At 55.0% G+C, this 23,195-nt stretch carries 21 protein-coding genes; 7 read left to right on the plus strand and 14 right to left on the minus strand.

Annotated features, from left to right (window positions below; genetic code table 11):
* Position 1: 1 nt before the first annotated feature.
* The 14 genes from lpxB to rpsB form a co-directional block, all read right to left on the minus strand.
* The gene (lpxB, locus tag Q1A69_RS09245) at positions 2–1,150 is read right to left on the minus strand and encodes a lipid-A-disaccharide synthase (protein ID WP_299584371.1); all 1,149 of its coding nucleotides are present in this window, start codon (positions 1,148–1,150) and stop codon (positions 2–4) included.
* A gap of 114 nt (positions 1,151–1,264) precedes the next feature.
* Positions 1,265–2,044, minus strand: a complete 780-nt coding sequence (gene lpxA, locus Q1A69_RS09250; protein WP_299584373.1) for an acyl-ACP--UDP-N-acetylglucosamine O-acyltransferase — start codon at positions 2,042–2,044, stop codon at positions 1,265–1,267.
* 111 nt (positions 2,045–2,155) lie between these two features.
* Entirely contained in the window at positions 2,156–2,602 is a 447-nt protein-coding gene (gene fabZ / locus Q1A69_RS09255) for a 3-hydroxyacyl-ACP dehydratase FabZ (RefSeq protein ID WP_299584376.1), read from the minus strand.
* 84 nt (positions 2,603–2,686) lie between these two features.
* Positions 2,687–3,730 (minus strand): UDP-3-O-(3-hydroxymyristoyl)glucosamine N-acyltransferase, encoded by a 1,044-nt coding sequence (gene lpxD, locus Q1A69_RS09260; protein ID WP_299584379.1) that lies wholly within the window; start codon positions 3,728–3,730, stop codon positions 2,687–2,689.
* 25 nt (positions 3,731–3,755) lie between these two features.
* Positions 3,756–4,271, minus strand: coding sequence for an OmpH family outer membrane protein (locus Q1A69_RS09265; RefSeq protein WP_299584382.1), 516 nt, complete (start codon positions 4,269–4,271; stop codon positions 3,756–3,758).
* A gap of 70 nt (positions 4,272–4,341) precedes the next feature.
* Positions 4,342–6,924 carry an outer membrane protein assembly factor BamA gene (bamA, locus tag Q1A69_RS09270; protein WP_299584386.1) on the minus strand — a complete coding sequence of 861 codons (2,583 nt, stop codon included), beginning with the start codon at positions 6,922–6,924 and terminating at the stop codon, positions 4,342–4,344.
* Between the two features lie 115 nt (positions 6,925–7,039).
* Positions 7,040–8,395, minus strand: a complete 1,356-nt coding sequence (rseP, locus tag Q1A69_RS09275; protein ID WP_299584389.1) for an RIP metalloprotease RseP — start codon at positions 8,393–8,395, stop codon at positions 7,040–7,042.
* A 58-nt stretch (positions 8,396–8,453) separates the two neighbouring features.
* Positions 8,454–9,638 carry a 1-deoxy-D-xylulose-5-phosphate reductoisomerase gene (ispC, locus tag Q1A69_RS09280; RefSeq protein ID WP_299584392.1) on the minus strand — a complete coding sequence of 395 codons (1,185 nt, stop codon included), beginning with the start codon at positions 9,636–9,638 and terminating at the stop codon, positions 8,454–8,456.
* Positions 9,639–9,746: 108 nt separating this feature from the next.
* Positions 9,747–10,592: a phosphatidate cytidylyltransferase gene (locus Q1A69_RS09285; protein ID WP_299584395.1), complete on the minus strand. Its 846-nt coding sequence runs from the start codon at positions 10,590–10,592 to the stop codon at positions 9,747–9,749.
* Positions 10,593–10,718: 126 nt separating this feature from the next.
* The gene (gene uppS / locus Q1A69_RS09290) at positions 10,719–11,474 is read right to left on the minus strand and encodes a polyprenyl diphosphate synthase (RefSeq protein ID WP_299584398.1); all 756 of its coding nucleotides are present in this window, start codon (positions 11,472–11,474) and stop codon (positions 10,719–10,721) included.
* Complete coding sequence (gene frr / locus Q1A69_RS09295) at positions 11,474–12,031, minus strand: ribosome recycling factor (protein ID WP_299584401.1); 558 nt, start codon at positions 12,029–12,031, stop codon at positions 11,474–11,476. The genes uppS and frr overlap by 1 nt, the downstream gene beginning before the upstream one ends.
* Positions 12,028–12,765, minus strand: a complete 738-nt coding sequence (pyrH, locus tag Q1A69_RS09300; RefSeq protein WP_299584404.1) for a UMP kinase — start codon at positions 12,763–12,765, stop codon at positions 12,028–12,030. Before pyrH ends, frr begins: the two co-directional genes overlap by 4 nt.
* Positions 12,766–12,927: 162 nt before the next feature.
* Positions 12,928–13,791 carry a translation elongation factor Ts gene (tsf, locus tag Q1A69_RS09305; RefSeq protein ID WP_299584407.1) on the minus strand — a complete coding sequence of 288 codons (864 nt, stop codon included), beginning with the start codon at positions 13,789–13,791 and terminating at the stop codon, positions 12,928–12,930.
* Between the two features lie 114 nt (positions 13,792–13,905).
* A complete protein-coding gene (gene rpsB / locus Q1A69_RS09310) occupies positions 13,906–14,652 on the minus strand; it encodes a 30S ribosomal protein S2 (protein WP_299584410.1) in 747 nt (248 codons plus the stop codon).
* A 304-nt stretch (positions 14,653–14,956) separates the two neighbouring features.
* Here rpsB and map point away from each other — a divergent pair, with 304 nt between their 5' ends.
* From map to dapE, 7 genes are all read left to right on the plus strand, one after another.
* Complete coding sequence (map, locus tag Q1A69_RS09315) at positions 14,957–15,727, plus strand: type I methionyl aminopeptidase (protein WP_299584413.1); 771 nt, start codon at positions 14,957–14,959, stop codon at positions 15,725–15,727.
* A gap of 24 nt (positions 15,728–15,751) precedes the next feature.
* The gene (locus Q1A69_RS09320) at positions 15,752–18,508 is read left to right on the plus strand and encodes a [protein-PII] uridylyltransferase (RefSeq protein WP_366525567.1); all 2,757 of its coding nucleotides are present in this window, start codon (positions 15,752–15,754) and stop codon (positions 18,506–18,508) included.
* Positions 18,509–18,535: 27 nt separating this feature from the next.
* Positions 18,536–19,714 (plus strand): succinyldiaminopimelate transaminase, encoded by a 1,179-nt coding sequence (gene dapC / locus Q1A69_RS09325; protein ID WP_299584416.1) that lies wholly within the window; start codon positions 18,536–18,538, stop codon positions 19,712–19,714.
* Between the two features lie 64 nt (positions 19,715–19,778).
* Complete coding sequence (nth, locus tag Q1A69_RS09330) at positions 19,779–20,447, plus strand: endonuclease III (protein WP_299584419.1); 669 nt, start codon at positions 19,779–19,781, stop codon at positions 20,445–20,447.
* Between the two features lie 2 nt (positions 20,448–20,449).
* Entirely contained in the window at positions 20,450–20,803 is a 354-nt protein-coding gene (locus tag Q1A69_RS09335; protein WP_299584422.1) for an ArsC family reductase, read from the plus strand.
* Between the two features lie 10 nt (positions 20,804–20,813).
* The gene (gene dapD, locus Q1A69_RS09340) at positions 20,814–21,845 is read left to right on the plus strand and encodes a 2,3,4,5-tetrahydropyridine-2,6-dicarboxylate N-succinyltransferase (RefSeq protein WP_299584424.1); all 1,032 of its coding nucleotides are present in this window, start codon (positions 20,814–20,816) and stop codon (positions 21,843–21,845) included.
* 84 nt (positions 21,846–21,929) lie between these two features.
* A complete protein-coding gene (gene dapE / locus Q1A69_RS09345) occupies positions 21,930–23,063 on the plus strand; it encodes a succinyl-diaminopimelate desuccinylase (RefSeq protein ID WP_299584426.1) in 1,134 nt (377 codons plus the stop codon).
* The last annotated feature ends 132 nt before the right edge of the window (positions 23,064–23,195 follow it).

Raw genomic sequence — 23,195 nt, forward strand, 5'->3', positions numbered from 1 at the left:
ATCACTTTAAAAGGGAACAGACAGCATCCGCCGCCCGCTCAGACGCATTGCGGCGCAGTTGCTGATGAAGATCATCAAACTCCCGCTGTAGCTGATCGCTGAGCAACGGGTCCTCAAAATAACGCATCAGGGCAGCGCCGAGGTTTTCAGGGGTAGCATCGCTTTGCAAAATTTCTGGCACTAGCTCTCTTTGTGCCAATAAATTCGGCAGTGAGACCCAGGGCGTATGCAACATGCGCGAGACAATGGCATAGGTAATTCTACCCAGCTTGTAGGCAACCACCATGGGCTTCTTCAGCAGCATTGTTTCCAGGGTCGCTGTTCCCGAGGCGATCAGCACACAATCTGACACACCAAGCGCCTTTTGTGAATCTCCCAGAAGTAGTGTTACTGGAAGCCCGGGGTACCCCTCTAACTGCTCCTGCAGTTCGGCGAGGCGCTGCTCATTGGCCGCAGGCAAAACAAATTTGAGGTCGGGGTTGCGCTGGTGGCACCAGCGGGCCGTTTGCAAAAATAGCGGGCCAAGTAAGCGCACCTCTCCTCCCCGACTCCCCGGCAACAGAGCGATCACCCTGTCATCAACCTTAAATCCCAGCTCTGTGCGCGCTGCAGAATTATTGACCTGTAAGGGAATATCATCGGCAAGGGGATGCCCAACAAAAGTGACGGGCACCTGATTTTCCCGGTAAAAAGCCGCCTCAAAGGGCAGCAACGTGAGCATATGGTTAATCGCACGCGCAATCTTCTTGATGCGTCCTCGCCGCCATGCCCATACTGAAGGGCTGACATAATGCACCGTACAAATACCCTCAGCCTTTAGGGACTCCTCCAGGGATAAATTAAAGTCCGGAGCATCGATTCCGATAAACAGGTCTGGAGGGTTTTCTAAGAAATGCTCCCGCAGGGTGCGGCGAATTTTTAATAATTCCGGCAACCGCTTTAAAGGCTCGACCAGCCCCATAACTGAGAGGCGCTCCATGGGAAATAGAGACTCGGCTCCCAAGGCTTGCATACGCGGACCGGCAATTCCCTCAAACCGGACTTCAGGCAAACGCTTTTGCAGAGCCTGAATCAGTCCCGCACCCAGAATATCTCCAGAGGCCTCGCCAACAACAACCCCTATACGAACCGGCCTATTATTTTCTGACACGCCTAAAAACCCCTCCAGAGCGGAAGCGACTCTGCTCTCGTATACACCGAGTAAAATGCGAAAAGGCTATTCCGGGAAGCGCTAAACACTCGCACTTCCCGGCAGCCGCTGTGACTAGCGGATAATGCCGCGAGAAGAGGACTGCAAAGAGTCGATCCAAGGCTGGATTACAGGAGACTGCTCACGCAGCTCCGTTAGGGCCTGTAAGGCCTCCTGTAAGGTGAGCCCACGGCGATAGACCGTTTTGTAAGCCTTGTTAATCAGAGAGACATCCTCGCGGGAAAAACCACGGCGACGCAATCCCTCAGCGTTGATGGTTTTGGCTTCCGCAGGATTCCCTGCAACCATTACATAAGCGGGAACATCTTTGCCAATTGCCGCCCCCATTCCCAAAAAGGCATGTTCACCAATAGTGCAATGCTGATGCACAAGGCTATAGCCGCTGAGAATGGCCCAATCCTTAACAATCACATGACCGGCAAGGCCCACATTATTGACCAATATGGTGTGGTCACCGACCACACAATCGTGGCCGATATGCGCATAGGCCATAATCAGATTGTCACATCCTATAGTGGTTTCGCCGCGGTCCTGCACAGTGCCACGGTGAATGGTGACCCCCTCGCGAATCACATTATTGTCGCCAATAACGAGAGTGGTCTCCTCCCCTTGATACTTTTTATCTGGCGTATCCTGGCCCACCGAGGCAAATTGGTAAATCCGGTTATTCTTTCCAAGCTTGGTCGGCCCACTCAACACGACATGTGATGCAATATCACACCCATCGCCAAGTTCCACGCCGGCACCAATAATGGAATAGGCCCCGATACTCACCCCGGAACCGATAACCGCTGTCGGATCGACAATAGCGGTGGGGTGGATATTTGTCTGCATTCTGGAATCTACTCCTCAGGTAGTGACATATCGGGCACTACAACATCAAATAAATAACAACGATGAAAGTTATTAACAGCGCAGATACTCAGGCCAATGACCAACAGAGGCCTACAGCTTCTCAACCTGCTTCACAGCGCACAAAAGATCTGCGGACGCTGCCAGCTCACCATCGACACTGGCTTTGGTGGAAAACTTCCAGATATTCCGACGCACCAGCACGGCCTCGGACTCCAAATCCAACCGATCACCCGGAACCACCTGCCGCTTAAAACGGGCCTTATCGACACCGCCGAATAAGTAGAGATAGCCGTCCTCAGGCTTTTTGCCAAATGTTTTAAAGCCCAGAATCCCAGAAACCTGGGCTAGAGCTTCAACGATCATGACACCGGGAAAAATCGGCATTTGCGGAAAGTGACCGTTAAACAACTCTTCATTGACAGAGATATTTTTATACCCCTTAATAAATTTTCCTTCCTCAAGCTCCACAACACGATCCACCAATAAAAATGGATAGCGATGTGGCAGGTACTCACGAATCTCAGTTACATCCATCATTCCAAATGCCCCCAGAAACCACTTCGGGGCGTTAAACGCCCCGAAAACAGCAACACAAAATTGTTTCTCGTAATAACAGCCGAGTTATTCGTCCTTAGTGCAGGACAACATCGCCAGCTGCTTCTCTAAATCTTTCAGCCTTCGCGCCATCTTATCCAGCTGGCCAAAGCGCACTGCGTTTCGACGCCAAGACTGGCTGTCGGCAAAAGGCAAGCCACCGGAGTAAACCCCCGGACTATCGATGGATTTGGTCACAAAAGTATTGGCGGTAACCTGACAGCCATCGGCAATTGTCACATGCCCGGCTATACGGGAGCTTCCGCCCAGAGCGCAGTGCTTTCCTACGATTGCGCTGCCGGCAATTCCAGTACATGCGGCAATGGCTGAGTAGTCACCAATCTGCACATTGTGCGCGATTTGGACCAGATTGTCGATCTTGACTCCACGCCCAATCACGGTATCGCCAAGCGCTCCACGATCCACGCAAGTATTGGCACCTACCTCAACTTCATCGCCGACCTGAACACCACCGAGCTGATAAATTTTGATCCACTCCCGCTGATGAAGCGCAAAGCCAAAACCATCGGCGCCAATAACGGCATGGCTATGAATAATGGCATCCCGTCCGACCTGGCAACCGTGATGCAGAATTGCACCGGCATAGAGGCAGCTCCCCTCACCGAGAGTACTACCCTCTCCAACAAAGCAGTTAGCACCAACCGATGCTCTGGGACCAATTTTTGCAAAGGCCTCCACCACCGCACCGGCGGCAATACTCGCACTGGGGTCCACTTCAGCATCCGGATGGATTACGGCACTCGGATGAACACCCACCTCGACTAGCGGAGCCGTGTTAAACAGAGCGCTAGCCTTAGCAAAAGCCAAATAGGGGTTGTCTACACACAGAGCGCTGACAGGACACCCATCCGCAAACTCAGCTGTCACCAATACCGCACCAGCGGAGGTGGTCTTAAGAAAGCGACGATAATTAGGGTTTGCCAGGAAGGTTAGCTGGTCCGGTTTACCATCTTGCAGAGTGCAAAGACCTGAAATCTCGTGAGCCGCGTCGACCCCAGGAGCCAGACGCAACTCGGCGCCCAGCTCTAGTGCAAGCTGGGCCAACGACAAATTGTCTCTCATAAAAAGCTATCGATTACTTATCAGCGTTCATACGCTTTACAACAGCCTCGGTCAGGTTGACCGAAGGATTGGCAAAGTAAGCAGAGGAGGCATCCAATACCAAGTCCAGATTCTGCTCCTTAATAATAGCTTCCAACGCCGTTTTGGCCTTAGGTCCCAAAGAACCCTGAATTTCCTGACCCACTTGCGCTTCCATCGCGCGCAGTTTCTTGACTGTGGTTTCGAAATCGGAACGCTTGAAGTTCATCTTGCGCTGATATTCAGTCTTTTGTTCATCGGACCAGGTTACGCTATTTTTCTGCGCGTCTTCGGCCATTTTTTGTAACTCGGAGCGAATAGATTCGGCACTGCTTTGCAACTTGGAATATTCGGAACTGGTCTTCAATGAATTGACCTTGGTTTTGGCCACATCGGTGCTCATAATCGCGGCCTGCAGGTTAAATACTGCAACCTTGGTCTGCGCCAGAGTGGCGCCAGATAGAGTTATGCCAGCCAGCAGAACGGCGATAATTTTTACATTCTTAAGCACTTTGGTCTCTCCAATTGATTTTATTTTTTATGCGCAGCAGATGCGCTCAATCTATTTACGTCCGATCAACTTAGAAGCTATTGCCCAAAGTAAACTGGAACACTTCGGTTTCATCGTCATCGTTCTTTTTTAAGGCCTTAGCCAGGCTGAAGGTCAGTGGGCCAAAACCGGTAACCCAAGTCAAGCCAATACCCGCGGAAACATTCATATTACCGAAATCCACGTTGTAACAATTGATCTGGGTTTCATCACAACTGGTATCGAAAACATTACCCGCATCGATAAAAAAGGCCGACTGCAGGGAGCGCTGATCCTTAATAAAAGGCAGCGGGAAGATAACTTCCGCGCTACCTTCAACTAGGATATTGCCACCGAAGGGGTCGGGAGAACTACTGGGATCTGTCGTTACTAAATTACCATTATCATCCACTAGATAACACGCTTCAGTAACACTGCCATTTGCAGTTGCACATGGAGGGAACCCAGAGACTATGACATCATCAACTTCATATCCATAGGTCTGATAAGACGCAGCTGGAGTAGAACGTGGCCCTAAGGTATTTCGCTTGAAGCCGCGTACAGAACCAAAACCACCCGCATAAAAATTCTCAAAGAATGGCAGCTGATTGAGATCACCATAGCCGTCACCGTATCCCAATCTTGTCCGCAGGCGCAGGGTCAAACTTTTAGTCAACGGACGGAAGTACTGGCCAGTGTAAATAAACTTGTAGTACTCAAGGTCACTACCCGGTACGGTAAATTCCGCAGAGAAATTCTGGGATGCCCCTCGGGTTGCCAATATGCCTCGATTCAACGTTGAACGTGCATAAGACGCAGTCAGGCTTAAGTTGTTGAAGGCGTCTCCATATTGATCAATAAAGCCATCCGCACTAAACAAACCATCAGTTAACGGCATAGCGAGGCTTAAAGTTTGATCGTCCTTCAACGCTGCAACAATTTCATCAGCTTGAGCCTCAGTAATAGTGCCCGTTAAGCCCACTGGCTCAGGGGTAGATTTGATTTCCTGCACAGAACCACTCGAAGCCGAAAGCTCCAAATGACTAAAATTAATATTCAAACCAACACGGGAGATTTCTGACATCGGATAGCCGAAGCTGACACCACCGCCATAGCTTGTAGTGTTGTAATCCGACAGGTTGACTTCAGAGTAATCGTTTTCCCTGTAGAAAACGTTGAAACCGCGGCTCACGCCATCCGGAGTGAAGTAAGGATCGAGATAAGAGAAATTCAAAGCTGTCTGGTAAGTAGAAACATTAACGCCAATACCTACCGACTTGCCGGTGCCGAGCCAGTTGTTCTCCTGGATATTACCACCTAGCACTAGGCCGCTGCTCTGGGCCCAACCGATGGTTCCGCCGATAGAACCCGAGGGCTGCTCTTCAACATTGTACTCCACATCGATCTGGTCCGAAGTACCCGGCACCTCGGAGGTTTCAACTTCGACGCCTTTAAAGTAGCCAAGGCGCTCCAGGCGCACCTTGGATTGCTCGATACGCGCGGAGGAAGCGGAGGCCGATTCCATTTGACGCATCTCGCGGCGCAGGACCTCATCGGAGGTACGAGTGTTTCCGCGGAAATTGATTCGGCGCACATAGGCGCGCTTACCCGGATTGATAAAGAAGGTAATTTTTACCGTTTTCTCTTCTTTATTAGCCTCTGGGATACCGTTCACCTCGGCAAAGGTATAACCCTCGTTACCCAGGCGTTTGGTAATATAATCGGAAGTTGTGGTCATTCGGATTTGGGAGAAGGTCTGCCCTTCGCGCACCAGTAATAACCGTTTAATTTCCTCTTCCGATACGACGGGGTCACCGGCGAGATCTACCTCGTTAACGGTGTAAACATCCCCCTCCCTAACATTGACAGTGATAAAAACACTCTGTTTATCGGGGCTTAGGGAAACCTGGGTGGACTCGATCTGGAAATCCAGGTAACCGCGGTCGAGATAGTAGGACTCCAAACGCTCCAGATCGCCGGTGAGCTTTTCACGGGAATACTTGTCGTCGCTGCGCAGCCAGGACAACCAGCCAGTCGTCTGCAATTCGAAGATTTCCGCCAGTTCCTCATCGGAAAATGCCCGGTTACCAACAACATTGATGTGCTTAATAGCGGCGACTGAGCCCTCATCCACGATAACCCGCAGCTCGACCTGGTTGCGCGGCAGCTCTTTCACTTCCGTCTTAACGCTGGCGCCATATCGCCCCTGGGCCACATACTGGCGCTCAAGCTCCTGGGCCAGACCTTCGAGGGTCGCACGCTTGAAAATCTGCCCCTCAGACAGACCGTTATCCTGCATACCCTTCATCAGGTCTTCAGTGGCAATGGCTTTGTTGCCAGTAATTTCGATCTTGGAAATGGCGGGACGCTCTCGCACCGTGACCACTAGCACGCCATTTTCGCGACCAATCTGAATATCCTCAAAATATCCAGTTCGGAACAGGGCCCGGGTGGCACTCTGAATTTCCACAGATTCAATTTCATCGCCTACGCGCACGGGAAGCGCAGAGAAAACTGTGCCGGCAGAGACGCGTTGCAATCCTTCCACGCGAATATCATTGACCACGAACGACTGGGCTATTGCACTTAAAGGCAGCATCAGGCCGAGGGAGGCCGCTTTTAGGAAATCTTTCATCTACTAATTCCGAGTCTTTTTATTCGCAACCCGGGATTCCAAGCACCCTGTGAGCGCCCAGATCCCCAGCACAATTTTCCGTTCACATTCCATGGAACAGGAGCATTTCATCAAATTACAAACGCAAAATATCGTTATACAGGGCCAGCCCCATAATGCAGAGCACCAGGGCCATCCCCACCTGCAGACCAATCACCTGCACCCGCTCCGACACAGGGGATCCCTTGATCGCCTCAATACCGTAGTAGAGAAGGTGACCACCATCGAGTACCGGAATGGGCAACAGGTTGAGTACACCGAGACTGATACTGAGCAGCGCCAATAGCGAAAGAAAGGACTGCCATCCCCTCTCTGCAGAAGTACCCGCCACTTTAGCAATGGTGATTGGGCCACTCAAGTTTTTGGTTGAAAGTTGACCAAATATCAACTTTTTTAAGCTATTTAGTGTAAACAGCGTCTTATCCCAGGTTTCCTGCACCCCCTGTGAAAAGGCACCCGCCACTCCGTAGTGAAAAACTCTTACACGCTCTTCAGGCCAGGACTCAGTCACTGGCTGTACTCCAATCCGGCCGACACGCTCACCGCTATCGAGCGTCACTTCCGCCGGGGTCACCGGCAGAGCCAAACGCTGCCCCTCTCGCTCAATAGCCACCCGCAGGGGCTCTCCTGCGCGCGCGCGTACATACCTGCTCCACTCTTCCCAACCGGAGAAGCTGCGACCATCAGTCCCCACAATCTTATCGCCCGCTCGCAGCCCTGCGGCGCTGGCAGCACTGCCCTCCTGAACATGGTGTAGCGTCATACTGATCGGCGGGGTCCAGAGACCAAGGCCCACTTCACCGAGGGGGTCAGGCACTTCGCGCCCGGAGAGCCAGCGATTGATATCCGCGACCATATGATATTCGAGATTCGAGTCCGGGTAGCGCACGGAGAACTCTATCGCTCCACTCTCCCCCAAACGATTGGCCAGGCGCCAATTGAGCGCCTGCCAGGTTGGCGTGGGCTCTCCATCCACCGCGATAATTTCCTGCCCGCTCTCCAGCCCCGCCGCTTCGGCGATACTATCCGGCTTGACGCTATCCACTATGGGTACGGGCCCCGCCGTACCGCCCATGAAAACCACCCAAAACAGAACAATTGCCAGGAGAAAGTTGGCCGCAGGCCCCGCTGCAGCAATCGCCATGCGCGCCCACACGCTCTTGCGATTAAAGGCCTGATCCAGCTCATGAGCGGCGACAGGACCCTCCCGCTCATCCAACATTTTTACGTAGCCGCCGAGGGGGATTGCGGAGATCGCAAATTCGGTACCGTGGCGGTCATAGCGGGAAAATAGGCGGCGGCCAAAGCCCACAGAAAAGCGCAGCACCCTGACTCCACAGAGCCGCGCTACGAGGAAGTGTCCAAACTCGTGGAAGGATACCAGTATGCCGAGAGCCACCAGGGCCCAGATTACCGTCTGAATCAGATCCATACTCAGTTACAGTCTCTTTTCATGCGCAAACCCCGGCATTATATGCCCAGCAGCGTGATTAAAGGGCTCCAACAACCTGCTGGGCCAACTCCCGCGCATTGAGATCAATGGCTTCGACTACATCCAGCCCTGTCAGTTCAACAGGGGGTGCGCTATTCATTACTTTTTCTATAGCCGCTGCAATACTAGTAAATGCCAGCCGGCCCTGTAAAAACGCCTCGACGGCCACTTCATTGGCCGCATTCAGCACCGTCGGCGCCCCGCCTCCCGCATCCATAGCCTCACGTGCCAAACGCAGGCAGGGAAAGCGCCGATAATTCGGCGCCTCAAAGTCTAAGCGACCCTGACCTATCAGGTCGAGAGCGGAAACCCCTGCGTCAATCCGCGCTGGAAACGCCAGTGCATGGGCGATAGGTGTGCGCATATCGGGATTGCCCATTTGCGCCAGTAGTGAGCCATCCCGATACTGCACCATCGAATGCACGATACTCTGAGGGTGAACGACCACCTCTATTTGCTCGGGGTGCGCATTGAACAGGTAACAGGCCTCAATAAACTCCAGCCCTTTGTTCATCATGGTGGCAGAGTCGACGGAAATCTTCCGTCCCATCGACCAGTTCGGATGTGCACAGGCCTCCTCCGGTGTTACTCGGTGCAGATCTTTCGCCTCGCGTGTGCGAAATGGCCCTCCGGAACCGGTCAGCAATATCTTATCGACGCCCGCCTCTTCCAGGCTCTCGCACGGGTATGGCAGGCACTGGAAAATTGCATTGTGCTCACTGTCGACCGGCAGCAACTGGGATCCGCCAGCCCGCAGCGCTCGTAGAAACACCGGGCCAGCCATCACCAGCGCCTCTTTGTTGGCGAGTAACACCTTTTTGCCTGCCTCGACTGCCGCGAGGGTTGGCCGCAAACCCGCAGCGCCGACAATCGCCGCCATCACGGTATCCACCTCATCGGCAGAGGCCACATGCGAAAGCCCATCCGCTCCCCACAATACTTCCGTAGAGACCTCTCCGCCCAGCAGGCTACGCAACTCCTCCGCACGATCCTCTCTGGTCACCACCGCATAGCGCGGATTCAATTTCCTGCACTGCTGGGCCAGTTCAGCCACTCGATCGCGAGCAGTAAGGGCGTAAATGGAGTAGCGCAGAGGGTGGCGCGCGAGTACATCCAGAGTACTCACACCAATAGAACCTGTGGAGCCAAGAACAGTGACAACTTGTGGAGATTGGCTTTGCATAAGCGTTCGAAATACCTACGAAACCTCTTGCACCCCAGACCGGAGTACCGACAGAAAGCGCCGATACCCCTCGGGGTACTAGATACAATATATAGGGCGGCCTAGCCGTTAAAGATACTTGGGCAGCTCGCTAGCCAGTGCTGCCATAGTGAAAACGGGCAGTGCCGCAGTCAGGCTATCCAGGCGATCCATGACGCCGCCGTGCCCCGGCAGTATATGGCTACTGTCCTTAATGCCCCGGTGCCGCTTGAACATACTTTCCAGCAGATCCCCAATCACTGAAGCGAGCGCAGTCACCAGAACACCAAACGAAAACAGCAGGGTGTTTTTGAGCGGGAGTTCAAACAGATAAGAGGTGATAAGGGCGAGAATCAGGCAGGCGCCGAGACCGCCAAAAAAGCCCTCCCAGGATTTTCCCGGGCTCACTTCGCGAGCCAACTTTCGCTTTCCAAACTTACGCCCAACGAAGTAAGCGCCCACATCTGCTGCGACAACAATAGCAACGACATAGAGTACCAGCCAAGCCCCGTGATCGAGCCCCCTCAAAATAACCAGCGACAGCCAGCTAGGTACCAACACCACCAACCCAACCAGGCCGCGCACCCAGCGATTCCCCCAGAGCACGGCACTCGCGGGGTAGCTCTGCACCCAAAGGAAAGCGAGCGCCCACCAACCACAGGCTATCGCCAATATCTGGCGTGCCCGGTCGATATCCGGCGAACTAAAGTCCATCGCAAACACGTATTCAGCAGTGGCTACTAACGTCGTACCCAACGCCGCGAGAAACACAAAGCGCAGTGCGCGATTGAGATTGGAGAGATTGGCCCACTCCCAACCGCCGAGCAGTATCACCGCGACAAAAACCAGCGTGTACCATTGCATTGGCAGCAGGAACAAAACTCCAGCGAAAAGTACCAGCAATACCAGCGCAGTAATTATTCTTTGTTTCAGCACCGAAAACCCCTTTCATCTGGACCCGTACTCCGCCTGCTTTTACTTAGCGGCCTCGAGTACCCCGGTGTAATATTCCTAAAATTATTCGCGGACAAAAAAATAGCCGCGCATCTGGCCCGATTTCAATCAAGCCTGCACAGCCGTGCCGTCATCCTCAGCCCGCCCGCCAAAACGCCGGTCGCGCTGCTGAAATACTTCTATCGCCTCATCAAGGGCGGCCTCATCAAAGTCTGGCCATAGCGTATCGGTAAAAAACAACTCGCTATAAGCCACCTGCCAGAGGATAAAGTTACTGATACGCTGCTCGCCGCTGGATCTTATCAGTAGATCCACTGGTGGCAAATCGGCGAGCTGAATATGGCTGTCGACTGCGTCTTCATCGATAGCGTCGAGGGAGCGCTCACCGCGGGTCACTTCCTCAGCAAGCCGCCTCGCGGCCTGAGTGATATCCCAGCGGCCACCATAGTCGGCTGCAATGACCAGATCACCCTGATCACAATCGTGGGTAATCTCTTCCGCTTCCTCGATAGCGCGCTGCAGACGCGACGAAAAACGGTCTCTGCGGCCAATTACCCGCAATCGCACACCCTCATCGCGCATACGTCGGGCTTCCTTACGCAGATAGGAGTGGAACAAACTCATCAAGAGTTCCACCTCCTTGGGAGGCCGCTGCCAGTTTTCACTGGAAAAAGCGAACAATGTTAGCGCCTCAACACCTCGGCTCCTGCACGCAGTCAAGAGATCCCGTATACGTTCAACCCCAGCCTTATGCCCCGCCGAGGGGGAAAGCCCACGGCGGGCGGCCCAGCGCCCGTTGCCATCCATAATAATGGCAATATGCCGGGGGCCGGGACAATTCAGCTCGGTACCTCTGCTACCCATTAAATTTCCATCAGATCTTTTTCTTTGGCTGCGAGTGCTTTATCTACATCCGCAACGAACTGATCGGTGATTTTCTGGATATCGTCACCTGCGCGGCGCTCGTCGTCCTCGGAAATTTCCTTATCCTTGAGCAGAGATTTCACCTCGGCCAGTGCATCGCGGCGGATATTGCGAATGGAAACACGCGCAGTTTCCGCTTCCCCTCGAGCCTGGCGAATAAAATTCTTGCGGGTTTCCTCCGTCAGAGCCGGCATCGGAATACGGATAACCGCGCCCGCAGTACTGGGATTCAGGCCCAGATCAGATTTCATGATTGCCTTTTCGATATCCGGAACCAGGTTTTTTTCCCAGGGGGTTACCGATAGTGTTCGCGCATCCTCAACATTGACATTGGCCACCTGCGATAAAGGAGCATCGGAGCCGTAATAGGAAACCTGGATACCGTCGAGAATACTCGGGTGCGCACGGCCGGTACGGATTTTATTGAAATTTCCTGCCAGTGCGTCGAGCGCTTTACTCATACGAGTCTTAGCGTCTTTTTTGATACCTTCAATCACGATTTCACTTCCTCTTCGATTAGCGTGCCTTCCTCGCCGCCCACGACAATATTGAGCAGCGCACCGGCTTTATCCATACGGAACACCCGCACGGGCATATTGTGCTCACGGCAGAGACAGATGGCGGTCAGGTCCATCACCCCGAGCTTTTTATCGAGCACTTCATCATAAGTCAGCTGGTCATAGCGGGTGGCGGTGGGATCCAGCACCGGATCTGCCGAGTAAACACCATCCACTTTGGTGGCTTTTAGCACCAACTCCGCCTCGATTTCAATCCCGCGCAAACAGGCCGCCGAGTCGGTAGTAAAAAACGGGTTGCCGGTACCCGCGGCAAAAATCAACACTTCGCCGCGTTCCAGGTAGCGGATCGCCGCGCGCCGATCATAGTGATCCACGATTCCACTCATCTGGATAGAGGACATTACCCTCGATGAAATATTGGACCTTTCCAGCGCATCGCGCATGGCCAGGGCATTCATTACGGTGGCCAGCATCCCCATGTGATCGCCGGTAACACGATCGAGTCCAGCCGCACTCAGAGCCGCGCCGCGGAACAGATTACCACCACCCACAACCAGACCAACCTGAACACCAATGCCCACCAACTGGCCAATTTCCAAGGCCATTTTATCCAGCACTTTTGGGCTGATACCAAAACCCTGGTCACCCATCAGCTCTTCGCCGCTGAGCTTTAACAGAATTCTTTTATATTTGCGGTCTTTAATACCGGGCATTCGCTGGTCCTCTCAAATGTACCTGTTTAGTGGCCAAGTATTGCCGCCGAACATTACAACACTTTCACTCATTTACACAGAGGGGTGCCCCGCTGCAACCAAAAAGGTCACAGCGGAAGCACCCCTCGGCGAGTGAGTGCGCTGGGCACCCACTAATACCAATTAAGAAGAGGACTTAACCTGTGCAGCTACTTCTGCAGCGAAGTCCACCTCTTCTTTCTCGATACCTTCGCCCACTTCATAGCGCACGAAAGAAACCACATCGGCACCGGCGTCTTTAACCAGTTTACCAATGCTCACATCCGGATTCTTAACGAAAGGCTGCTCTACCAAGCTGTTCTCTTTCAGGAACTTCTTGATTCGGCCGCCCATCATTTTTTCAACGATTTCCGCTGGCTTGCCTTCCATATCCGGCTGCGCCTTGATGATCTCTTTCTCTTTCTCCAGGACCTCAGCAGGCATATCTTCCGGTTTGTTCACCTGAGGATTCACCGCGGTTACGTGCATAGCAACGTCTTTCGCCAGCTCCACCTCGCCACCGCTCAGGGCTACCAGAGCAGCAATGCGGTTGTTGGAGTGTACGTAAGCACCGACGACTGGGGCTTCAACCAGTTCAACACGGCGCACACCGATGTTCTCACCGATTTTCTGTACCAGCGCTTCGCGGGCAGTCTCCAGCTCACCTTCCATCAGGGCGGCAATATCCTGCTGACGATCAGCAAAGGCTTTTTCCACTACCTTGGCAACAAAAGCTTGGAAGTTTTCATCGCGAGCAACAAAGTCGGTCTCAGAATTCACTTCAACCAATACACCGAAGCTACCGTCTTCAGCGACTTTTGCAGCGACAACGCCGTCTGCCGCGGTGCGGCCAGCTTTCTTGGCAGCCTTGAGGCCAGAGGCCTTACGCAGGTCTTCGATCGCCTTTTCGATATCGCCATCTGCTGCTGAAAGTGCTTTCTTACACTCCATCATCGGCAGGCCGGTACGCTCGCGCAATTCTTTTACCATAGACGCGGTAATCGCCATGATTCTTTCCTCGGGGTTCTGTCACTTAAAAGTTAGAAAAAAGGGGCCGAATCTCGGGCCCCTTTTTAAGTTCGCAGCGCAACGCTTAAGTGTTACACCACTACGCCCTGCAAATTACTCTGCAGCAGCTTCGTCATCGCTAGCTTCAACGTACTCGTCTTTAGCCACCGCATTGCCAGCCTCAGCTGCACCGGCGAGCACTGCATCAGCCACAACAGTGGTATACAGCTTGATTGCGCGAATAGCGTCGTCGTTACCGGGAATTACGTAGTCAACGCCAGCGGGATCGCTGTTGGTGTCGACAACACCGATTACTGGGATGCCCAGTTTGTTAGCTTCCTGAATGGCGATGCGCTCGTGCTCAACGTCGATTACGAAGATCGCGTCAGGCAGGCCGCCCATGTCTTTAATACCACCGATGGAGCGGTCGAGTTTTTCCATCGTGCGGGTGCGCATCAGGGCTTCTTTCTTGGTCAGCTTCTCGAAAGTACCGTCCTGAGACTGAACCTGCAGCTCACGGAAACGCTTGATGGATGCGCGAATGGTTTTGTAGTTGGTGAGCATACCACCCAGCCAGCGGTTGCTGACGAAAGGCTGGCCACAGCGCTCAGCCTGCTCTTTGATGGACTTCTGTGCGGCGCGCTTGGTGCCAACAAACAGAATCTTTTTCTTCTGAGCAGCCATCCCCTTGACCACCTGCAGGGCTTCATTGAAAGCCGGTACAGTGTGCTCCAGGTTGATGATGTGAATCTTGTTGCGAGCGCCAAAGATGAATTGACCCATCTTCGGATTCCAGTAGCGAGTCTGGTGACCAAAGTGAACACCAGCCTGCAGCATATCGCGCATACTTACTTGCGGCATAATAAACCTCTAAATGTACGGGTTAGTCCTCCACCCATCCCATGCGTCAACCCTGCGAGGGGCACCCAGACACATGTGTCGATGCGTGTGCGGCATTTTCACCCCGGAAGCATTCCGGAGCGGCGCGCTTTATACCACAATCCCCGAGCCGAGTGAAGGACGGGGACCGATATCGAGCAGATGGCGACGCCTAACGCCCGCCCGACTGCGCGGGCGTTAGGCGCTATGCCCCGCCACCGGCAATCCGCTACAATGGCCCGCCTTCACAGACAGATCTCCATCACAGAAAGACTTAAGGACACGCATGACCTCAGCCATTAAGACGCCAGAACAAATTGCCAAAATGCGTATCGCGGGCCGCCTCGCCGCAGAGGTCCTGGAAATGATTGGCGAGTATGTAGTTCCCAGTGTCACTACGGAAGAACTGGATCGCCGCTGCCACGATCATATCGTTAACGTGCAGAAGGCCATTCCCGCCTGCCTCGGCTATCGGGGCTTCCCAAAGTCCATTTGCACCTCGGTCAATGAAGTCGTCTGCCACGGTATACCGTCCGAGAGCAAAGTGCTGAAAAAGGGCGACATCATCAATATTGATGTCACCGTGATCAAAGATGGCTGGTTCGGGGATACCAGCAAGATGTTCTTCGTCGGCAAGCCCGCCGCCCACGCCGAGCGCCTGGTGAGCATCACTCAGGAGTGCTTGTACAAAGCCATTGAAATTGTGCGGCCCGGCACCAGCCTTGGCGATATTGGTCACGTAATCCAGCAGCACGCCGAGAAAAACTACTACACCGTGGTACGCGACTTTTGTGGCCACGGTATTGGCGATGTATTCCACGAAGAACCCCAGGTACTGCATTACGGCCAGCCTGGAACCGGCGAAATCCTGCAAGAGGGCATGACCTTCACGATTGAGCCGATGATCAATGCCGGCAAGGCCGCCACCCGCGTTCTTGGCGATGGCTGGACAGCCATTACCAAGGACCGCCGCCTGTCGGCGCAGTGGGAACACACCATGGTTGTCACCAGCAGCGGGGTCGAAGTGCTGACCGCGCGCGGCGAGGAGAAGTTTTAGCACCCTCCGCGCAAACCAGGAAAGATGCAAAGACCCGCCATCGCGCGGGTCACAGTCAAACGGACCCCACCCATGCAGCCGGCCAATACACCCTATTTTGAGCACCCTCCGTTCTTCTTCGATCAAACCCGTTTTCGCCGGGACCTCGCTGCCAACGAAAAGCTTCCCTTACAGATTTTTAAGGACGCAGTGGGCGCGGCAGAACACCAGATGGCCGAACGCTTTCGCGAGGGAGAGGATGTCGCCACCCTGGTGCGGGAGCGCGCACTCTTTATAGACTGCCTGCTGCATTACGCCTGGCACCAGTACCACTGGAAGCCCGGCGCCAGCCTCCTCGCCGTGGGCGGCTATGGCCGCGGAGAACTGCACCCGCACTCGGACATCGACCTGCTGATCCTCACCGAGGATCGCGCCGATAGCGACACGGTCGACAGCATCGAGCGCTTTGTCACTTTTCTCTGGGATTTGGGCCTGGATATTGGCCACTCGGTGCGCACCGTGGAAGAGTGTCTGGCACTTGCCGCAGAGGACATCACTGTAATTACCAACCTGACCGAATCTCGCACAGTGGTGGGTGACAGCCAACCCGGGGAGCAATTGGCCGCGCGGATGGAGGCGGGTAAACTCTGGTCCACCGGGGCCTTTTACGACGCCAAACTCGCCGAGCAGGATGAGCGTCACAATCGCCAGCAGGCTGCGGAATATATCCTCGAACCCAATATCAAGAACTCTCCCGGCGGATTGCGCGATATTCAAACCATCGCCTGGGTCGCCAAATATTATTTCCGCGTACGCACCCTCAGGCAGTTACAAGGCAAGGCCTTTTTCACCGAGGAGGAGTTCGCCATACTCCAATCCGGCGAGAGTTTCCTGTGGCGCGTGCGCTACGGCCTGCACCTGCTCGCCGGGCGCGCCGAAGAGCGACTGCTATTCGACTACCAGAGAGAGCTAGCCAAACAGTTTGGCTATGAGGACAGCGACACCCAGCTGGCTGTTGAACAGTTTATGCACAACTATTACCGCATCGTGATGGCCCTGCGCGAACTCAACGATGTGTTGCTGCAATTTTTAGGGGAAGCGATCCGGCAGGGCAGCGAGCAAACGGTAGCCCCTATCAACGAGCGTTTTCAGCTGCGTGGCGGCGCCATCGAAGCCGCTTACCCACAGGTGTTCAACCAGCACCCCTCAGCGCTGCTGGAGATTTTTGTACTGATGGCCAGACACCCGCAGATTACCCGGGTGCGCGCCTCCACTATTCGCCTGATTCGCGAACACCGACTTCTCATCAATGAACAATTTCGCGAAGACCCAGCCAACAGCGAATTGTTTATGGAATTGCTGCGCTCCGCGCGCGGGCTCTCCACACAGCTGTCGCGCATGACCCGCTACGGCATCCTCGGGCGCTATTTACCGGAGTTTGGCCGGGTCACAGGGCAGATGCAGCACGACCTCTTTCACATATATACCGTGGATGCTCACACACTGCAGGTGGTGCGTAACATGCGCAGTTTTCGCAGCCCCGAGGCGCGAGAAAAATTCCCTATCGCTGCAGAGATCCTTGAGCGACTGCGCCAGCCGGAACTGCTGTATATCGCCGGCCTCTACCACGATATCGCCAAGGGGCGCGGCGGCGATCACTCGAAGCTTGGCGTGGTAGATGCCGGTGAATTCTGCCTGCGCCACCAATTACCGGCGCGGGACCGCCGCCTGGTGTGCTGGCTGGTGGAGAAACACCTGTTGATGAGTCAAGTCTCGCAGAAACAGGACATCAGCGACCCGGAAGTGGTGCACGCCTTCGCCCGCGAGGTGGGGGATCGCGAACACCTGGATTACCTCTACGCTCTGACCGTGGCGGACATCAACGCCACCAATCCGGAGCTCTGGAATAGCTGGCGCGCCAGCCTAATGCGCCAACTTTATCAGGCCACCCAACACGCCCTGCGCCGCGGTCTGGAGAACCCCATCGACCGCGAGGAAATTATCGTGGAAACCCGCAGCCTAGCACTGGAAAAACTGTGCGCCCTCGGGCTGCCGGAAGCTTCGATGGAGAATATCTGGGCTCAGATGGGCGACGATTACTTCGTGCGCGAGAGCGCCGATAACATCGTCTGGCACACCGCAGCCATTCACGAGCTGCACAGCAACAGCCCCCTGATGCCCAGCGACACTCTGGTACTGACACGCAACTCAGGCCCCGGTGAGCACGACGGCGCCACCCAGGTTTTCGTCTACACCCCCGACCGCGCCAATGTATTCGCCGCCGTAGTTACCGGGCTCGATATGCTCAACCTGAGCGTGCACGATGCGCGCCTGTACAACTCGGCCTCGGGCTACACCCTGGATACTTTTTATGTGCTCGACGAGTCCGGCCAACCCCTGCTCGACGAACCTCAGCGCCTACAGCAAATTCGCGATACGCTGCAGCAGGAGTTGGCGCTGGTCGAGGACTACTCCAAAATTATTCAGCGGCGCACACCGCGGCGCCTGAAGATGTTTGAACTGGAGAGCCGTGCGCACCTGTCTACGGAACCCGGCGATCACTACAGCACGCTGGAAATTACCAGCGCCGACAGGCCCGGTCTGCTCGCGCTGATTGCGCGCACCTTTGTCACTCACGACCTGCGCCTGCACAACGCCAAGATCTCCACTCTCGGAGAGCGGGTTGAAGATATTTTCCATATCACCGATGCCGGGGGGCACGCCCTCTGTGACGCCGACACCAACCGCGAACTGGAAGAGGCCATTTGTCGGGAGCTGGACGATCACACGGCACCGCAATAGCACCATTGACGAGCAGATCAAACCGCCATGAATCCAAACCTGGACAAGTTGCAGCCCTACCCCTTTACCAAGCTGCAGGCCTTGAAAGCGGGTCTACAGCCCGCGCGCAACCCCCATATCGCCCTCTCTATCGGCGAACCAAAACACGCACCACCGCAATTTGTGCACAGCGAGCTGCTCGCACACCTCGACAAAATCGCCGCCTACCCGCTCACCAAAGGCCTGGAACTGCTGCGCCAGACCATCGCCGACTGGCTGAGTGTGCGCTTTCAGCTCACGGGGGTATGTGCCGACACCCAGGTATTGCCCGTGAACGGCACCCGCGAAGCGTTGTTTGCCTTCGCCCAGGCCACCGTATCGCCGCGCAGCAAGGTCCTGATACCCAACCCGTTCTACCAAATTTACGAAGGCGCGGCCTTGCTCGCCGGCGCCGAGCCACACTTTATCAACTGCCTCGCCAGTGCAAACTTCAAACCGGATTTCAACGCCATTCCCGAGTCGGCCTGGCAACAGTGTGAACTGCTGTATCTCTGCTCACCGGGCAACCCCACCGGCGCGCTGTTAGAACTCGATGATTTCCAACAACTGATCGAACTGGCGGATCGCTACGATTTCACCATTGCCTCGGACGAGTGTTACTCAGAGCTCTACTTCGACGAAAACACGCCCCCTGCGGGGCTATTGCAAGCCTGCGAACAGATGGGTCGTGGGGACTACCGCCGCTGCGTGGTGTTTCACAGTTTGTCGAAGCGCTCCAACCTGCCGGGGCTACGCTCCGGATTTGTCGCCGGTGACGCGCAGCTACTGGAAAAATTTCTGCTCTACCGCACTTATCATGGCTGCGCTATGCCGCTGCCAAACCAATACGCCTCCATCGCCGCCTGGCGCGATGAGGAGCATGTGCGGGAAAACCGCGCACTCTACCGGCAGAAGTTTGCCGCGGTACTCGACGTTCTCGATGGCTGCCTCGAAGTGCAGAAGCCACAGGCCAGTTTTTATCTGTGGCCGCGCGTCGGCGACGGCGAACAGTTCGCCCGCGAGCTGTACCGCCAGCAAAATATCTCCGTACTGCCGGGGGCCTTTCTCGCCCGGGAAAGCGACGGAGTGAACCCCGGGCAGGAGTATGTACGCATAGCCCTGGTGGCAACGCTAGAGGAGTGCGTAGATGCTGCCCAGCGCATCGGGGAATTTTGCCGGCAAAACTAAAGCCCCAAAACTACAACCAACGACTTCGACACCGCAACCCAGGAGCCCCCAGGCACAAATAAGAATGGCAGTAAAAAATTTACTCAAACAAGAGCGCGTGGACTTTATCTTGCAGCGCCTGGAAGAACTCTACCCGCAAACCCCGGTTCCTCTCGATCACAAAGATCCCTACACACTGCTGGTGGCCGTGCTGCTGTCAGCGCAGTGTACCGATGAGCGCGTCAACCAGGTTACCCCCGCCCTCTGGCAGCTGGCCGACAACCCGGAGGCTATGGCCCAGGTACCCGTGGAGGACATCCAGGCGGCCATCCGCCCCTGCGGCCTATCTCCGCAGAAATCCAAAGCCATCAGCAAGCTGTCACAAATTCTGATCAATGAATACCACAGCAAGGTTCCAGAAAATATGGCCGCCCTGGAAACCCTGCCCGGTGTGGGCCACAAGACCGCCAGTGTGGTGATGTCCCAGGCTTTTGGTCACCCCGCGTTTCCCGTAGACACCCACATTCACCGCCTGGCCCAACGCTGGGGGCTCACCAGCGGCAAGAATGTCACCCAGACCGAGAAAGATTTAAAGCGGCTATTTCCCAGAGAAAAGTGGAATAAATTGCACTTGCAGATTATTTTCTACGGCCGCGAGTTCTGCTCCGCGCGCGGTTGTGACGGCACCGTTTGTGAAATCTGCACCACCTGCTATCCCAACCGCAAAAACCCCAAGAAAACCAAGAAGGCGTAACTGTGATTACTCTGTACGGCATTAAAAATTGCGACACCGTAAAAAAGGCCCGCAAATGGCTGGAAAACAATGGGGTCGATTACCAGTTTCACGATTTCCGTGAAGATGGCATGGGCGATGTCCCCCTTAAAGTTTGGCTGGACGCATTCGGATGGCAGGAGGTGCTGAACCGCCGCTCCACCAGTTGGCGGGCACTGAGCGACAAACAAAAAGACGCTATGGATAACAATAGCGCTCTGACACTTGCCCTCGAGACGCCCACCCTGATCAAACGACCAGTAACCACCGCAGGCGATACCACCCGTTTCGGATTTAAAGAAAAAGAATTTGCCGAACTCACCGGCCAGCCCAACTAGGAGAGAAAGAATGCGCGATATCTACGGCATTGGATTTGGTGTTGGCACCTGTAATAGCAAGGGCGACTGGCTGGAAGTTTTCTACCCAAAGCCACTGTTTAAACCCAGTGCGGAAATAGCTAAAGCAGTCACTGAAACCCTACATATTAACGGCGGCAATCACAGCCTGCCCCTGGATGCGACTCAGCTGCACGGCCTCGCGGAAAAGCTGCACAGCGCCGGAGCCACGGAACAGGCAGAAATCCTGCGGCAATTTGCCAACTCCCAGCGACCACTGGTGGTGGTCGTACTGTCCAGCGATGAAGCCCCGCAGTCGGTGCCAGAGGCCTACCTGAAACTGCACTTGCTCTCCCATCGCCTGGTGAAACCTCACGAAACCAAGCTCGACGGCATTTTCGGCAAACTGATCAATGTGGCCTGGACTAATCAGGGCGCGATCGACCTGGAAGAACTGCCACAGCGCCAACTGGAAGCGCGCCTGAACGGGGAGCACCTGGAAGTTGCCTGCGTCGACAAATTTCCCAAGATGACCAACTATGTGGTGCCCACGGGCGTGCGCATCGCCCACACCGCACGCGTGCGTCTCGGCGCCTATCTTGGCGAGGGCACCACCATCATGCACGAGGGTTTCGTCAACTTTAATGCTGGCACCAAGGGCCCCGGCATGATCGAGGGGCGTATTTCTGCTGGTGTGTTTGTCGGCGCGGGCTCCGACTTGGGCGGCAGCAGTTCCACCATGGGCACGCTCTCCGGCGGCGGTAACATCGTCATCTCCGTGGGCGACAACTGCCTGCTCGGCGCCAACGCCGGCATCGGTATTCCCCTCGGCGACCGCTGCACTGTAGAGGCCGGCCTCTATATCACCGCCGGCACCAAGGTAGCCTTACTCGATGATAGCGGCCGACTCGTCGAACATATCAAGGCGCGCGACCTGGCCGGTAAATCCGACCTGCTGTTCCGCAGGAACTCTACCAATGGCGCGGTAGAATGCCTGACTAACAAGAGTGCAATCGAACTGAACGAAGCGCTGCACAGCAATTAAAGTTGAGCGCGGCGGGGCTATGGCCCCGCCAACTTCCCCGCGAACCGCCCATGCACCTACTCGACCAAACACAAGGAACACTCCGTGACCCCCACTCTGCAACTGGCTTTCGACCTGATCCGCCGCCGCTCCATAACACCTGAAGATGCAGGCTGCATGGACCTGATGATCCAGCGTCTGGAAAAAATCGGTTTTCAGGCAACCAGGCTGCGCCGCGGAGACACCGACAATTTTTGGGCAGTGCGCAATGGGCAAGGTAAAGGGCCGCTACTCGCCTTTGCCGGCCACACCGATGTAGTGCCCACCGGACCAGAGGACAACTGGAGCAGCCCCCCCTTCGACCCCAAAATTCACGATGGTTTTCTCTATGGTCGTGGCGCCGCGGATATGAAGGGCTCCCTCGCCGCCATGGTCGTAGCCTGTGAAGAGTTTATCGCCGCACATCCGGGTCACTGCGGGCGCATCGCTTTCCTGATCACCAGTGATGAAGAGGGACCGGCAACCAACGGCACTGTCAAAGTGGTTGAATGGCTCGAGGCGCGGGGAGAAAAAATAGACGGCTGCATTGTGGGTGAGCCCTCCAGCAGCGAACGCGTCGGCGACGTGATCAAAAACGGACGGCGCGGCTCACTGGGCCTGGAATTAAAAGTATTTGGTACACAGGGGCACGTCGCCTACCCTCACCTGGCCGAAAACCCGATTCACAGCCTGGCCCCTGCACTCACCGAACTAACCAACGAGGAGTGGGATCAAGGCAACCAATTTTTCCCCGCCACCAGCTTCCAGGTTTCCAATATCAATGGGGGTACCGGCGCAACCAATGTGATTCCCGGTGAAGTGGATTTACTCTGCAATTGGCGCTTCTCTACGGAGTCTACCGCCGAAGGACTGGAGGCCCGTGCCAGGGCAATCCTGGATAAGCACTACCTAAAATATGAAGCGAACTTTAATGTATCTGGGCATCCCTTCCTCACGGCCGAGGGGCCACTGGTACATGCGGTGGAACAGGCTATCCAGAAAACCACCGGAAAGGAAACGGAATTATCGACTGCCGGGGGCACTTCCGACGGCCGTTTTATCGCCCCAACAGGCACGCAAGTGGTGGAACTGGGACCAGTTAATGCCACTATCCACAAGGTGGATGAGAGGGTTGAAGCCGAACATTTGGACATACTTAAGGAAATCTATCGGGAAGTACTTAGGGAGCTGCTAATCTGAATTTACTGCCCCGGACGATAATTATTTATTAATTGCACGGACTGTCCCACTAAATACACCGACCGGCTTATTCGCCTCCTGCCCAACTGTCTCTGCGGTATGCTCTTCCCGAAAACAAAATGGAGGAGCCCT

The sequence above is a fragment of the uncultured Microbulbifer sp. genome (assembly GCF_947498635.1).
Lineage (GTDB): Bacteria > Pseudomonadota > Gammaproteobacteria > Pseudomonadales > Cellvibrionaceae > Microbulbifer > Microbulbifer echini.